The sequence below is a fragment of the Serratia sp. CY40230 genome, from assembly GCF_052168835.1.
Lineage (GTDB): Bacteria > Pseudomonadota > Gammaproteobacteria > Enterobacterales > Enterobacteriaceae > Serratia > Serratia nematodiphila.
In genome coordinates, this window is sequence record NZ_JBJNLX010000006.1 from 18,789 (window position 1) to 32,501 (window position 13,713).

General features: G+C 61.8%; 13 protein-coding genes. 3 read left to right on the forward strand and 10 right to left on the reverse strand.

Annotated elements, in window-relative coordinates:
* Positions 1–8: 8 nt before the first annotated feature.
* From ubiE to udp, 5 genes are all read right to left on the reverse strand, one after another.
* Positions 9–764 carry a bifunctional demethylmenaquinone methyltransferase/2-methoxy-6-polyprenyl-1,4-benzoquinol methylase UbiE gene (gene ubiE, locus ACJ8IJ_RS20315; RefSeq protein ID WP_004934443.1) on the reverse strand — a complete coding sequence of 252 codons (756 nt, stop codon included), beginning with the start codon at positions 762–764 and terminating at the stop codon, positions 9–11.
* Positions 765–842: 78 nt separating this feature from the next.
* On the reverse strand, positions 843–2,390 hold the full coding sequence (gene rmuC / locus ACJ8IJ_RS20320; protein WP_004934441.1) for a DNA recombination protein RmuC: 1,548 nt from the start codon (positions 2,388–2,390) through the stop codon (positions 843–845).
* Positions 2,391–2,530: 140 nt separating this feature from the next.
* On the reverse strand, positions 2,531–3,061 hold the full coding sequence (locus ACJ8IJ_RS20325; RefSeq protein ID WP_265261779.1) for a DedA family protein: 531 nt from the start codon (positions 3,059–3,061) through the stop codon (positions 2,531–2,533).
* Positions 3,062–3,140: 79 nt separating this feature from the next.
* Positions 3,141–3,923: a tyrosine-protein phosphatase gene (locus ACJ8IJ_RS20330; protein ID WP_015376302.1), complete on the reverse strand. Its 783-nt coding sequence runs from the start codon at positions 3,921–3,923 to the stop codon at positions 3,141–3,143.
* A 129-nt stretch (positions 3,924–4,052) separates the two neighbouring features.
* The gene (gene udp, locus ACJ8IJ_RS20335; RefSeq protein WP_004934432.1) at positions 4,053–4,814 is read right to left on the reverse strand and encodes a uridine phosphorylase; all 762 of its coding nucleotides are present in this window, start codon (positions 4,812–4,814) and stop codon (positions 4,053–4,055) included.
* A gap of 493 nt (positions 4,815–5,307) precedes the next feature.
* On the opposite strand from udp, the gene ACJ8IJ_RS20340 reads away from it, so the two are divergent.
* Complete coding sequence (locus ACJ8IJ_RS20340) at positions 5,308–6,135, forward strand: dienelactone hydrolase family protein (protein WP_015376301.1); 828 nt, start codon at positions 5,308–5,310, stop codon at positions 6,133–6,135.
* A gap of 86 nt (positions 6,136–6,221) precedes the next feature.
* Here ACJ8IJ_RS20340 and metE read toward each other — a convergent pair whose 3' ends face one another.
* On the reverse strand, positions 6,222–8,510 hold the full coding sequence (gene metE / locus ACJ8IJ_RS20345) for a 5-methyltetrahydropteroyltriglutamate--homocysteine S-methyltransferase (RefSeq protein ID WP_442518896.1): 2,289 nt from the start codon (positions 8,508–8,510) through the stop codon (positions 6,222–6,224).
* A 90-nt stretch (positions 8,511–8,600) separates the two neighbouring features.
* Between metE and metR the strand changes: the two genes are divergently transcribed.
* Positions 8,601–9,545, forward strand: coding sequence for an HTH-type transcriptional regulator MetR (gene metR / locus ACJ8IJ_RS20350; RefSeq protein WP_171453170.1), 945 nt, complete (start codon positions 8,601–8,603; stop codon positions 9,543–9,545).
* A 25-nt stretch (positions 9,546–9,570) separates the two neighbouring features.
* Here the strand turns inward: metR and ACJ8IJ_RS20355 are convergent, their stop codons facing one another.
* Positions 9,571–10,422, reverse strand: a complete 852-nt coding sequence (locus tag ACJ8IJ_RS20355; RefSeq protein WP_049186111.1) for a carboxylate/amino acid/amine transporter — start codon at positions 10,420–10,422, stop codon at positions 9,571–9,573.
* A 151-nt stretch (positions 10,423–10,573) separates the two neighbouring features.
* On the opposite strand from ACJ8IJ_RS20355, the gene ACJ8IJ_RS20360 reads away from it, so the two are divergent.
* Positions 10,574–10,903 (forward strand): hypothetical protein, encoded by a 330-nt coding sequence (locus tag ACJ8IJ_RS20360; protein ID WP_016929457.1) that lies wholly within the window; start codon positions 10,574–10,576, stop codon positions 10,901–10,903.
* On the opposite strand, the gene ACJ8IJ_RS20365 is transcribed toward ACJ8IJ_RS20360, so the two are convergent.
* From ACJ8IJ_RS20365 to ACJ8IJ_RS20375, 3 genes are read right to left on the reverse strand one after another with little or no spacing between them, the layout of a single operon-like run.
* The gene (locus ACJ8IJ_RS20365; protein ID WP_049186113.1) at positions 10,884–11,840 is read right to left on the reverse strand and encodes an AEC family transporter; all 957 of its coding nucleotides are present in this window, start codon (positions 11,838–11,840) and stop codon (positions 10,884–10,886) included. The genes ACJ8IJ_RS20360 and ACJ8IJ_RS20365 overlap by 20 nt on opposite strands.
* Positions 11,841–11,900: 60 nt before the next feature.
* A complete protein-coding gene (gene ugpQ, locus ACJ8IJ_RS20370; RefSeq protein ID WP_049186115.1) occupies positions 11,901–12,638 on the reverse strand; it encodes a glycerophosphodiester phosphodiesterase in 738 nt (245 codons plus the stop codon).
* Positions 12,638–13,708 carry a sn-glycerol-3-phosphate import ATP-binding protein UgpC gene (locus ACJ8IJ_RS20375; RefSeq protein WP_004934406.1) on the reverse strand — a complete coding sequence of 357 codons (1,071 nt, stop codon included), beginning with the start codon at positions 13,706–13,708 and terminating at the stop codon, positions 12,638–12,640. Before ACJ8IJ_RS20375 ends, ugpQ begins: the two co-directional genes overlap by 1 nt.
* Positions 13,709–13,713: the final 5 nt, after the last annotated feature.

Sequence of the window (13,713 nt, forward strand, 5' to 3'; positions counted from 1 at the left end):
TCTCCCTCTCAGAACTTGAAGCCGCGATGCAGGGCGACAATCCCACCGGTCAGGTTGAAATAGGTGACGTTTTCAAAACCGGCGTTGCCCATCATGCCCTTCAGGGTTTCCTGATCGGGGTGCATGCGGATCGATTCCGCCAGGTAGCGGTAGCTGTCCGGATCTTTCACCACCAGCTCGCCGATCTTCGGCAGCACGTGGAAAGAGTAGGCGTCATAGGCTTTGCTCAGCGGCGCCAGCAGCGGCTTGGAGAATTCCAGCACCAGCAGACGGCCGCCCGGCTTCAGCACGCGGAACATCGAGCGCAGCGCTTTGTCTTTGTCGGTGACGTTACGCAGGCCAAAGGAGATGGTGATGCAATCGAAGTAATTGTCCGGGAACGGCAGCGCTTCGGCGTTGGCCTGCACGTAATTGATGTTGCCGACGATGCCGCGATCGCGCAGCTTCTCGCGCCCCATCTTGAGCATCGAATCGTTGATGTCCGCCAGCACCACCTGCCCCTGCTCGCCAACCATGCGGGAGAACTTGGCGGCCAGGTCGCCGGTACCACCGGCCAGATCCAGCACGCGCTGCCCGCGGCGCACGCCGCTGCAGTCAATGGTGAAACGCTTCCAGATACGGTGAATACCGAACGACATCAGGTCGTTCATCACGTCATACTTTGCCGCTACCGAATGGAAAACGTCCGCCACCATGGCCTGTTTTTCGTCTCTAGCGACGGTGCGAAAACCGAAATCGGTGGTTTCCTGCGATTGATCTGCCATTGTCCTGCCTGCTATTCAGTCAATTTTGTGTGGATGAGTGTACCAGAAGCCCGGTGAATACCCCACCTCGCCACGGCCTCAGCCGTGCGAAACGAAGCCCGATTCCCCGGCGGTATCGTCATCGTCGTTCGTCTGCGGCAGCGCGGCAACATCATCGTCGTTCGCCTCTTCCGCTTCATCGTGTTGCGCGCCGGCTTGCTGCGCCAGCAGCGGGTTTATCGGCCGTTTGACCTCAACCCCCAACGCGCGGAAACCTTCAATTTGGCCGATAAGATTACCACGGCCTTCGCTCAGTTTGTTCATCGCCTGACGATAACTGCCCTGCGCCTTGTCCAGGCTCTGCCCCAGCGCGGACATATCGTCCACGAACAGCCGCATCTTGTCATACAGTTTCGCCGCGCGATCGGCGATGCGCTGGGCGTTCTGGCTCTGATGCTCATAGCGCCACAGGTTGGTGATGGTACGCAGCGCCACCAGCAACGTGGTCGGGCTGACCAGCATAATGTTGTGCTTAAGCGCTTCGCTGATCAGCTCCGGCTCGCGATCGATAGCCAGCAGGAAGGCGGGCTCGACCGGAATGAACATCAGCACATAATCCAGCGAACGCAGCCCCGGCAGCTGCTGATAGTCCTTGCGGCCCAGCATGCGGATGTGGCCGCGCAGCGAGGCGATATGTTCGCTCAGCGCCGCTTCGCGCTCCGCCTCATCCTCGCCGTTGAAATAGCGCTCGTAGGCGATCAGCGACATCTTGGCGTCAATCACCACATCCTTGCCCTGCGGCAGGCGCACGATCACATCGGGCTGCATGCGGCTCTGATGATCCACCCGCACGTTGACCTGCGTTTCATACTCATGCCCTTCGCGCAGGCCGGAAGCCTCCAGCACTCGGCTCAGCACCACCTCGCCCCAGTTGCCCTGCGTTTTGTTGTCGCCTTTCAGCGCTTTGGTGAGGTTGATCGCCTCGCGCGCCATCTGCGCGTTCAACTGCTGCAGATTGCGTATCTCGTGCGTCAGCGTATGGCGCTCCCGCGCTTCCTGGCCAAAGCTGTCCTGCACCTGACGGCGGAAACCGTCCAGCTGTTCGCGCAGCGGCAACAGTAAACGATCCAAACTTTGCTTATTTTGCTCGTCAACCTTGCGGCCGCTGTGTTCAAAAATGCGGTTGGCGAGATTTTCAAACTGGGTGGTGAGCCGCTGTTCGCTGTTGATAAGCAGGCGCTGCTTCTCCTCCGCTGCCATACGCGTCTCTTCCAGACGGATGGTGACTTCGCGCAGTTCGGCTTCCTGCGCGCTGTTAACCTCGCGCTGGGCGCGCAGCTCCTGATTGAGCAGTTCGCATTCGTTGCGCCAATGGTTGAGCTGTTGCAGCTTCTCATGTCCGGCCGCCAGTTGGCTGTGCAGATTGCGCAGCTCCAGCTCGCTCTGGCGCAACTGCTGCTCGTGGCGCTGCAGCGTTTCCTGCCGCGCCGCCGTTTCCTGCTGCGCCTGCTGCAACGCTTGCTCCAGCAACCGCAGCTCGGTTTCATGTTGCGCATGCGTCTGCTGCACCCGCAGACTGGCGATCAGCCACCCCAACAGCATGCCGATCGCTACGCCGCCAATCCCATAAATCAGACTGGTATCCACCCTGCCTCCTGTTGCACCTTGCCGTTGCGGCGTTTTGCACGCCCATTGCCCGTCACGTTAAGGGGAGGCTGTATGGATGTCCAGCCTGATTTTGCCGGCCGCGCACAATATTGCGCGGCGCTGCGCAATTTAGCGAGAAATCAACCCAGCCACTGGCTGAGCCACTTGATGCCGAACGCCCCCGGCGCCAGAATGCCGAACGCCCAGATCATCGCCGACGTGACGTTGGCCAGTTGGAAATAGCGCTGCGGCATGCCGCAAATACCGCCCACCAACGGCACCACGGCGCGCAGCGGACCGAAGAAGCGGCCGATGAAAATGCCCAGCACGCCCCAGCGTTCAAAGAAGGCGTGGCCGCGCGCCAGCAGCTGCGGATTGCGCGACAGCGGCCACATATGGGCCACGCGATCCTGATAGTGATAGCCGATCCAGTAAGAGAGCCAGTCGCCGAAAAACGCCCCGGCGGCGGCGGCGGCCCAAATCGGCCAAAAGGCGATGCCGCTTTCGCCGATCAGCGCGCCCAGCGCCAGCAGGATCACCGTGGCCGGCAGCAGCAGCGACAAAAACGCCATCGACTCGCCGAACGCCAGGAAGAAGATGATGGGAATGGCCCAGCCTTCGTGCTGACGCACGACGTCGCTGACCCAGTTGATAACGTCATTGAGGCTCAATACGGGGCTCCTGATACGCGATGGTTCGCCGCCTAGGATAAGCCGGGGCGAGTTAAACCCCGGTTAAACACGCGGCGATTTACTCGAGGTAGAACGCCTGCAGCGCTTCGCGCTGGGCCGCGCCCAGACCGTATTCCGCTTCCAGCCAGCGGTCGGTGGAGCCGTATTGCTGACGGATGCAGCCCAGCGCCGTCATCAGGAACTCCTCGCGCGCGCTGAGCACGTAGGCGAATTGCTCCAGCGCCGCCGCATTCAGCTTGATAGAGAGCTGATCCAGCATCTGCTCGCGGAAAGTGGCCAGCGTGGTTTCAGTCAGCAGATAGTCTTCCAGCACCGTCGCTTCGTCGGCCCCCAGCGCGAACAGCACCAGCGCCGAACCGACCCCGGTGCGATCCTTGCCGACTGCGCAGTGCTGCACGATTGCGCCGCCGCCGGGGTTGCTCAGCAGCTGCGCCAACCGCTGATAGGCCACATTGCCGAACGGCAGGCGGCGATACAGTTCCAGCATGAACGCGCGGGCGTCGAAAGCGGCCAGCGTTTCGTTGGTGAGCTTCTCCAGGTTGGCGTTGACTTCGCTGCTCAGCGGGTTGGCCGGCACGTGATGATAGTCGGCGCCATTCCACAGAATATCCGGTTTGGCCTGCACTTCGTCGGCATCGCGGTAGTCCAGCACCGAACGCACCGGCACGCCGGCGAGAAAGGCGCAGTCGTTTTCCGTCAGCCGCTCGAGGGAACCGGAACGAAACAGCAGGCCGCGCTTGATGCGGCGCCCGTCGGCCACGCCGTTGCCGCCGAAGTCACGGAAATTAATGCCGCCGTCGAGCGGCGCAAGCGAAGGATGAAGCAGGATCTGGGCGGTCATAAACGTCCTCGTTGTTTTTGTTATGACAACGCGCGGCGGCCATCGGCGCAGCGCTGAGGAGTATCACCGTAACAGATTAGTCGCGAATGGAAAAACGGGCCGCGGCGGCGGCCCGTTCAGGGGAGGCGATTACAGCAGGCGGCGAGCGGCGTCCACCACGATCTGCACCGCTTTGCTTTCGGTGTTTTTCATGGTCTCGGCGTTCGGGATCTCTTGCTGGGTGCGGTTAACGATCACCCCAGCCACCATGCCGGCACGCAGGCCCTGGCTGGCGCACATGGTCAGCAGCGTGGCGGACTCCATTTCATAGTTCATCACGCCCATCGCCTGCCACTCTTCCATCGAGCCTTTAAAACGGCTAACCACGCGGCCGGAGTAGGTGTCGTAACGTTCCTGGCCCGGGTAGAAGGTATCGGAAGAGGCGGTTACGCCAATGTGGGTGGTCGCGCCGCTGGCTTTGGCCGCTTCCACCAGCGCGGTGGTGCAGGCGAAGTCCGCAACCGCCGGGAACTCCATCGGCGCAAAGTGCAGGCTGGCGCCGTCGAGGCGTACCGCCGCCGTAGTCACCAGCACGTCACCGACGTTGATATTGGCCTGAATGGCGCCGGTGGTGCCGATGCGCAGGAAAGTGCGAATACCCAGCTGCGCCAGCTCTTCCACCGCAATAGAGGTAGACGGGCCGCCAATACCGGTGGAGCAGACGATCACCGCCTTGCCGTCCAGCTCTGCGCGCCAGGTGGTGAATTCACGATGGGAGGCCAGATGCACCGGATTTTCCATCAGCTTGGCAATCTTCTCTACGCGCTGCGGATCGCCCGGCACGATGGCAAGCTGGGCCCCTTGTAAATCGTTCTTGGTGAGGCCGAGATGAAAAACGTCAGACTGAGACATACGAGACTCCTCATGGATCATGTTTATTGGGAGGAACAAAAAAGCACTCTACTGAAAATCGCCGCTTAATTTCGTGACGACAGTCACTATGAAAAGAGAAACAAATTACATGCTACATATTTTTTGTGATTTTTATCACAAAAAAGCACTATCACTATAAGGCATCCAGAATGCACCGCTAAACCTCAGTCTAGCCGACAAACCTTGCAGCTCCCTGCACGTTGGTTGCCGGCTGAAACTATTTAGCTCATCAATCCGAAATAACTCCATCTTATCGGTTGCTTAGGGGCAAAAAAGCCCTCTAACGCACCTTATGGCACTTACGCGGGCCAAAACGCGTAATAACATGATAAAAAGCGCTTAAAAATGCCGCAAAGCCAGATAATTAGCCGTTTTTTATCGACTTGTCCGAAAGTGCGCCACGCAGCGCCAATAATGGGTAATCTTTCCTATAGTTAATCTCAGCGCTTTTTTCTATTGCACGGAGACCGCAATGAAAACCGAACATGTGATGACATTAGAACAGGCTCAGGGGGGATTCGCCCCGGCCGCCGCGCCGTTGGCCGCCTCCGCGATTATCACCGACGAACAGGGCATTCATGCCGGGCAAACGACCATCCCTTCTCAGGGCGACGCGCTGCCGGCCTACGTCGCCAAACCCGCCGACCATAACGGCCCCTTTCCCATCGTGCTGGTGGTGCAGGAAATCTTCGGCGTCCATGAGCACATTCAGGATCTGTGCCGTCGCCTGGCCAAGCAGGGCTATCTGGCGATCGCGCCCGAGCTCTATTTCCGCCAGGGCGATGCCAACGACTACAGCGATATCGGCGAGCTGTTCCAGCAGTTGGTGACCAGGGTGCCGGATCGTCAGGTGCTGTCGGATCTGGATCACGCCGCGCACTGGGCTATCCGCCACGGCGGCGACGCCGGCAAGCTGGCGATCACCGGCTTCTGCTGGGGCGGCCGCATTACCTGGCTGTACGCGGCGCACAACCCGCAGTTGAAGGCCGCGGTCGCCTGGTACGGCAAACTGGTCGGCGAGAAAACGCTGAATTCACCGAAGCATCCGGTCGATGTCGCCACCCACCTGTCGGCGCCGGTACTGGGGCTGTATGGCGGGCAGGACAGCGGCATTCCGCTGGAGACGGTGGAAACCATGCGCCAGGCGATACGCGCCGCCAACGCCGAGGCCGAAATCGTGGTGTACCCCGAGGTTGGGCATGCGTTCAACGCCGATTATCGTCCCAGCTACAACGCCGAAGCGGCGCAAGACGGCTGGCAACGCATGCTGGCGTGGTTCGCCCAGCACGGCGTCAAGTAACCTCCCCCGCATAAAAAAGGGCGCCGAAGCGCCCAATCATCACACCAGTCAATCTGTAAGCGGCGGAGCTCATCCGCCGCACGCCATCACGCCTGCTCGCGCAGACGCTGCGCCGCCAATACCATGTTGGCCAGCGACTGCCGGGTTTCCGGCCAGCCGCGAGTTTTCAGGCCGCAGTCCGGGTTAACCCACAGGCGTTCCGCCGGGATGTTCTGCGCCGCTTTACGCAGCAGCGCTTCGATCCATTCCACGCTCGGCACGTTCGGCGAGTGAATATCGTAGACGCCCGGCCCGATTTCGTTCGGGTATTCGAACTCTTTGAAGGCTTCCAGCAGATCCATATCGGAACGCGAGGTCTCGATGGTGATCACGTCGGCGTCCAGCGCGGCGATGGAGTCCATGATGTCGTTGAACTCGCAGTAACACATGTGGGTGTGGATCTGGGTGTCATCCTGCGCCACGGCGGCGTTCAATTTGAAGGCGTCCACCGCCCAGTTCAGGTAGGCGGCCCAGTCGGATTGGCGCAGCGGCAGCCCCTCGCGCAGGGCAGGTTCGTCGATCTGAATGATGCCGATACCGGCTTTTTCCAGATCTTCCACCTCGTCGCGCAGCGCCAGCGCAATCTGCTTGGCAATCACTTCACGGGTCACGTCTTCACGCGGGAACGACCAGCACAGGATGGTCACCGGCCCGGTCAACATGCCTTTTACCGGCTTGTCGGTCAGCGACTGGGCGAATTTTGCCCATTCGACGGTAATGGCTTCCGGGCGGCTGACGTCACCGATGATCACCGGCGGCTTCACGCAGCGGGAGCCGTAGCTCTGCACCCAGCCGTTCTGGGTAAACACGAAGCCGTCGAGGTTTTCGCCGAAATATTCCACCATGTCGTTGCGCTCGGCTTCACCGTGCACCAGCACGTCCAGCCCGAGGCGCTCCTGCTCAACGATCGCCTGTTTGATGTGCTCACCGATGCTGGTGCGGTAGTTGCTGCCGTCCAGACGGCCCTGCTTGAAGTCCAGACGCAGGCCGCGGATCTCGGTGGTCTGCGGGAACGAACCGATGGTGGTGGTCGGCCAGGCCGGCAGGTTGAAACGTTCGCGCTGCGCCCTGGCGCGCTCGGCGTAAGCGCTGTGGCGCTCGCTGTCCTGCGCGGTGATAGCGGCCAAACGGCGCTCAACCTGTGGGTTATGCACACGGCTCGACTGACGGCGGGCGCGGATCGGTGCGCTGTAGGCGTCCAGTTCGGCCTGTTTCGCCGCGTCAGGCGCGTTCAGCGCCGCAGCCAGCAGCGCCAACTCGGCGCATTTTTGCAGCGCGAAGGCGAACCAGCTTTTCACTTCTTCATCCAGACGGCTTTCCACGCTCAGGTCGATCGGGCTGTGCAGCAGTGAACAGGAGGTGCCGATCCACAGTGGGCGGGTGCCCACCAGCGGTTGCAGCCGTTCGAACCAGCGGCTCAGATCGGCGCGCCAAACGTTGCGGCCGTTGATCACGCCCAGCGACAGTAGCCACTCTTGCGGCAATGCGGCGCTCAGCGCGGCGATATCGTCATGGCCGGCGACCAGATCGACGTGCAGCCCTTGCACCGGCAGCGTGCGAATAGTGTCGAGGTTGTGGCCGACGCTGTCGAAATACGTGGTCAACAACAGCTTAACCTGCCCCTGCAGCGCGTCGTAAGCCGGTTTAAAGGCGTCCAGCCAGGCCTGCGGCAGCTCCAGCACCAGCGCAGGCTCGTCAATTTGCACCCACTCGACGCCGCGTTTCGCCAGCTCGGCCAGCACCTGCTGGTAAACCGGCAGAATGTCTTTCAGCAGCGACAGGCGATCGAACGGCTCGCCCTTCACTTTACCCAGCCACAGATAGGTCACCGGGCCCAGCAGCACCGGTTTGATGCGGTGACCAAGCGCCAGCGCTTCGTCCACTTCATCCAGCAGTTGGGTCCAGCCCAGCTTGAACTGCTGGCCTTGCTGGAACTCGGGCACCATGTAGTGGTAGTTGGTGTTGAACCATTTGGTCATTTCCGCCGCGGCTGCCGGCTCGCCGGTCGGTGCGCGGCCACGGCCGATGCGGAACAGCGTGTCCAGGTCGATCGAGCCATCCGCATTCTGATGGCGCGCCGGCACGTTGCCCAGCAGCAGGCTGGTGGTCAACACATGATCGTACCAGGCGAAATCGCCGACCGGCACCAAATCCACCCCGGCCTGCTGTTGCTGTTGCCAATGGCGAGCGCGCAGCTCGCGGCCAACCGCCAACAGCTCTTCCTGCGTTGAGTTGCCAGCCCAGTAGCTTTCCTGAGCTTTTTTCAGCTCACGTCGTAGCCCAACGCGAGGAAAACCCAGTGTGTGATTCAAAATTGCCATCGTCTTATTCCCCATTTAGCCGTCCAGATGTTTACACATCCATAATCAGCAGGTACTGTATTAACCACAAGCGCAATTTATTCACTGTCAATGTGAAGGACTCTCATGATCGAACTGAAACATTTACGGACGCTGCAGGCCCTGCGCAGCAGCGGTTCGCTGGCGGGGGCGGCGGCCCAACTTCATCAGACGCAGTCTGCCCTGTCGCACCAGTTCAGCGATCTTGAGCAACGTCTGGGCTTCAAGCTGTTCGTGCGCAAGAGCCAGCCGCTGCGCTTCACCGCCCAGGGCGAGATCTTGCTGCAGCTGGCGGAACAGGTGCTGCCGCAAATCTCACAGGCGCTGCAGGCCTGCCACGAGCCGCACCAGACCACGCTGCGCATCGCCATCGAATGCCACAGCTGCATTCAGTGGCTGACGCCGGCGCTGGACAACTTCCGCCGGCGTTTCCCACAGGTGGTGATGGACTTCACCTCCGGCGTGACTTTCGATCCGCAGCCGGCCCTGCAACAGGGCGAGCTGGATCTGGTGATGACGTCGGATATTCTGCCGCGCAGCGGCCTGCACTATTCGCCGATGTTCGATTTCGAGGTGCGTCTGGTGCTGGCGCCGGATCATCCGCTGGCCGGCAAGCCGCACATCGAGCCGGCAGACTTGAGCGATGAAACGCTGTTGATTTACCCGGTGCAGCGCCAGCGGCTGGATATCTGGCGGCATTTCCTGCAGCCGGCGGGCGTCAACCCGGCGTTGAAGAACGTCGATAACACGCTGCTGCTGATCCAGATGGTCTCGGCGCGGATGGGGATTGCGGCGCTGCCGCATTGGGTGGTGGAGAGTTTCGAACGGCAGGGGCTGGTGGTGACCAAAACCCTGGGTGACGGCCTGTGGAGCCGCCTGTACGCCGCCGTGCGCGACGGCGAACAGCGCCAGGCGGTGACCGAAGCCTTTATCCGCTCGGCCCGCCAGCACGCCTGCGATCATCTGCCGTTCGTGCGCGACGCGGCACGCCCCGGCGCGACCGGCGCCAAAGCGTTGGCGGCCGGCGTATAAACTGTCGCCCTCCCGTTTAGCCGAGCTATTTCGGCGCCACCCAGCGGCGGTGCACCCACAGCGAAGCGACGATCACCGCCCCGCCGATGATAAAGCTCGGCCAGTGCGGCTGTTGCTGCCAGATGGCCAGGTTGACCAACAAGCCGGCCGGCACATGCATGTTGTTCATGATGCCGAGCGTGCCGGCATCCACCTGCGTCGCACCGTAGTTCCACATAAAATAGCCCAGCCCCGACGCCACCACGCCCAGCCAGATCAGCACGCCCCACTGCAGGTTGGTCGTCGGCAACTGCTGCGGATTGCCCCACAGGAACCAGGCCACCACCGCCACCGCCGCCGCCCCCAGGTAGAACCAGGAAAAAGCGGTGTGTTGCGGCAAGGGGTGCACTTCCATCAGGCGCTTATAGCCGACCATGCCGATGGCGAAGCTGATGTTCGCCGCCTGCACCAACAGCAGCCCCCACCAGAAGTGTTCGCTCAGTTGGTGATAGCGAATGATCGCCGCGCCCAGCACCGCCAGCAGCGCGCTGAACACATAGCCCCAGCGTAAACGTCGGCCGCTCAGTAAGTCGTAGATCAGCGTGATGTACAGCGGCGTCAACACGGTGAACAGCAGGAATTCGGGTACCGTCAGGTAGAGATAGGCGCGGAAGCTGAACAGATACATGATGCCCAGCTGGAAGGCGCCCACCAGCATATACAGCAGGATCACCCTGGGCTTGATATTGCGCCAGCGCAGGAACGGCAGGAACACCAGCGCCGCCAGCCCGATGCGCACCAGCGCCGAAAACCCGCTGTCGACCTGACCCGCCAAATACTCGCCGATCAGGCTGAAAGAAAACGCCCACAGAATGGTGGTTATAACCAAAAGCAGCACGATGGGTTCACCCTAAAAAGACCGAAAGGGCGATTGTAACGGAAGATGGGCACCGCGTTGGCGAAAAGGCGGTTTACATTTGAACAAAATACAAACTACCAGCAAAATTTCACCGCTGGGTTAGGCTTAATAAAAAAGCGAGGTAACCATCATGAAAACGTCTCACATCCTGTTCGCTCTGCTGTTGCTGCCCGGCCTGGCTGCAGCGGCCAACGGCGTAACCGATCTGCGTTCACAGCAACAGCTTCTCAACCAAAACAGCCAACAGGCGCAGCAACAGCGCTTGTTGAACAACCGGCAGATGGATCAACGCCGCCTGCAACAGCAGCGCCAGTTCGACAATCAACGGCAACAGCTGTTGCAAACCACGCCGAACGGCGGCCAACTGCTGCCTAACGGCAACCAGCCGCGCGATCCGTTCAACCGCACCGCGCCGGCGGTGCCGCAGGCCCCGCTGCCGGCTACGCCCGCACGCCCATAACGGTGAGGATCAGCGGCGTGGTGATCGCCGCCAGCACGGTGGACATCACCAGGCTGGTGGCGGCCGGGCCGGTGAGCGTATTGAACTGGCGCGACATCAGGTAGACATTCACCCCCACCGCCATTGAGCCCAGCACCACCACCACGCGGGTCTCCATCGGCGGCAGATCCATCATCCAGGCCAGCAGCCAAATCACCAACGGCTGTACCAGCAACTTCAGCACGCAGATGGCGCTGCTCAGTTGCCAGCCTTCGCTGATGCGGTACTCGGCGAGCCCCATGCCAAGCACCACCAGCGACAGCGGCGCCGCCACCTGGCCGAGCATGCTGACCGGCCGATCGACGAAGTCCGGCAGCGGCAGGCCGGTCAGGCTAAACAGCGTGCCGGACAAAATGCCGACGATCAGCGGGTTGGTCAGCACGCTGCGCGCGGTTTTAGCAAAGCCCCCCAGCGTCGGCGAGCCGTTGCGCGCCCATTCGATCGACACCGTGACCAGCGTCCACAGGATCAGGCCGTTGAACACCAGCACCAGCGCCACCGACGGGATCGCCGCCTCCCCCAGCATCACGCTGGCGATCGGTAAACCGAGCATCACGTTATTGGAGAAAATACCACCCAGCGCAAACACCGACCCGGCGACGCCATCCAGCCGGAAAAGGTGCCGGGCGACGAGACGGCCGAGCACGAACACGATCAGGCAACTGCCGAAGAACGCGATCAGCAGCCGAGCGTCGACCGCCGGACGCTGCGAGAAGTCGCACATCATGCGAAACAGCATGGCGGGCAAGGCGAGGGAAAACACAAAGCGCGTCAGGCCATCGGTGATGCTGGTAGGCCATTTCCCCCAGCGAATCAGCCCATAACCCAACGCGATCAGGACGAACAGCGGTAATGACAGCACCATCTGGTGCCACAGTGACAGGATAAAGCCAGGCATCGCATTCCTTCCGGTGGTGCGGCGGCAAGGCTTGTCGTCGCAGGATTCATCGGCGCCAGATTAGAACTCCGGGCCAATCAAATCTATCCGGTCGGTGCAAATGCAGTCAACGCCCCAGTCGAGCAGCAGGCGCGCGCGATCCGGCTGGTTAACGGTATACACCAGAATGCGCAGACCGGCGTCTTTCAACGCTGTCACCCGTTCGGCAGTCAGCGCCTTGTGGTCGATATGCAGCGAGACGCAGTCCAGACGTTCGGTCAGCTCGCGCCAGTTGTCGTCCCAGTCCTCCAGCAGCAAGCCGCGCGGCAAATCCGGCACGGTGCGTTGCGCCGCCGCCAGCGCTTCCACCGAGAAGGAGGAGAGCAGCGGGTCGGTCTGCCCTTGCCACAGCAGCCGTGCCGCCAGCGCCACCACCCGGCCGGTTTCGTCGTCGCTGCCGGTGGTCGGTTTGATCTCGATATTGGCCATCAGACCGTGTTCCCGGCAGCGTTCCGCCACCTCCGACAGCAGCGGCAGCCGCTCGCCCTTGAAGGCCGAGCTGTACCAGTTGCCGGCGTCCAGCTGCACCAGCTTATCCCACGGCAGCTCGCCCGCCACGCCCCAGCCGTTGCTGGTGCGATCCAGCGTATCATCATGCAGCAGGAAAATTTGTCCGTCCTGCGCCAGTTTGGCATCGAACTCGATCATCTTGTGGCCGTGGCGCGCGCCGACGTCGATCGCCGCCAGGGTGTTTTCCGGCGCCAGAGAACCGCCGCCGCGGTGGGCGACAATATGAGGGTAAGGCCAGGGTCTCGTCATCAATCCATCCGTAATCCGCTGTGGGTGTCAAAGAAGTGCAACGCCTGAGCAGGCAGCTGCAAATATAGCGTACTGCCCGCCGCCGGCAAGGTTTCATGCGACAGCCGCGCGATCACCCCGTGGCCGCCCCACTGGCCGTGCGCCAGATTGTCGGCCCCCAGCAGTTCCAGCGTCTGCAGCTGCAGCGGCACGCCCTGGCCTTGCGCCACCCGCTGAATATGCTCCGGCCGAATGCCCAGCGTCAACTGCCGCCCCGCCCACTGCGGCTTGGCCGCCGGCAACGGCAGCGCCATGCCGTCCGCCAGCAGCAGCTGGCCGCCGTCGGCGCTCAGGGTGCCGGGCAGCAGGTTCATCGCCGGCGAGCCGATAAAGCCGGCGACGAACAGCGAAGCCGGCCGCTGATATACCTCGCTCGGGGTGCCGATCTGCTCCGCCACGCCCTTGTTCATCACGATCACCCGCTGCGCCAGCGTCATCGCCTCCACCTGATCGTGGGTCACGTACAGGCTGGTGGTTTTCAGGCGTCGGTGCAGCTGTTGCAGCTCCAGGCGCATCTGCACCCGCAGTTTGGCGTCCAGGTTGGACAGCGGCTCGTCGAACAGGAATACCGCCGGTTCGCGCACGATGGCGCGCCCCATCGCCACGCGCTGGCGCTGGCCGCCGGATAGCTCGCGCGGTTTGCGCTTGAGCAGCGGCTCCAGCTCCAGAATGCGCGCCGCCTCCTCCACCCGCTGGCGGATATGATCCTTGCCGAAACCGCGGATCTTGAGGCCGTAAGCCATGTTGTCGTACACGCTCATGTGCGGATAGAGCGCGTAGTTCTGAAACACCATCGCGATGCCGCGATCCTTGGGCTCCAAATCGGTCACGCGCCGGGTATCGATATAAATATCGCCGCTGGTGGTGCGTTCCAGCCCGGCCACCATCCGCAGCAGCGTGGACTTGCCGCAGCCGGACGGGCCGACCATCACGATGAACTCACCGTCCGCCACATCGAGATCGATCTGTTTGATCACCGGCGTTTTACCGTCGTAAGACTTGGTGACCGCCTGTAGTTTTAATCCTGCCATCGTCG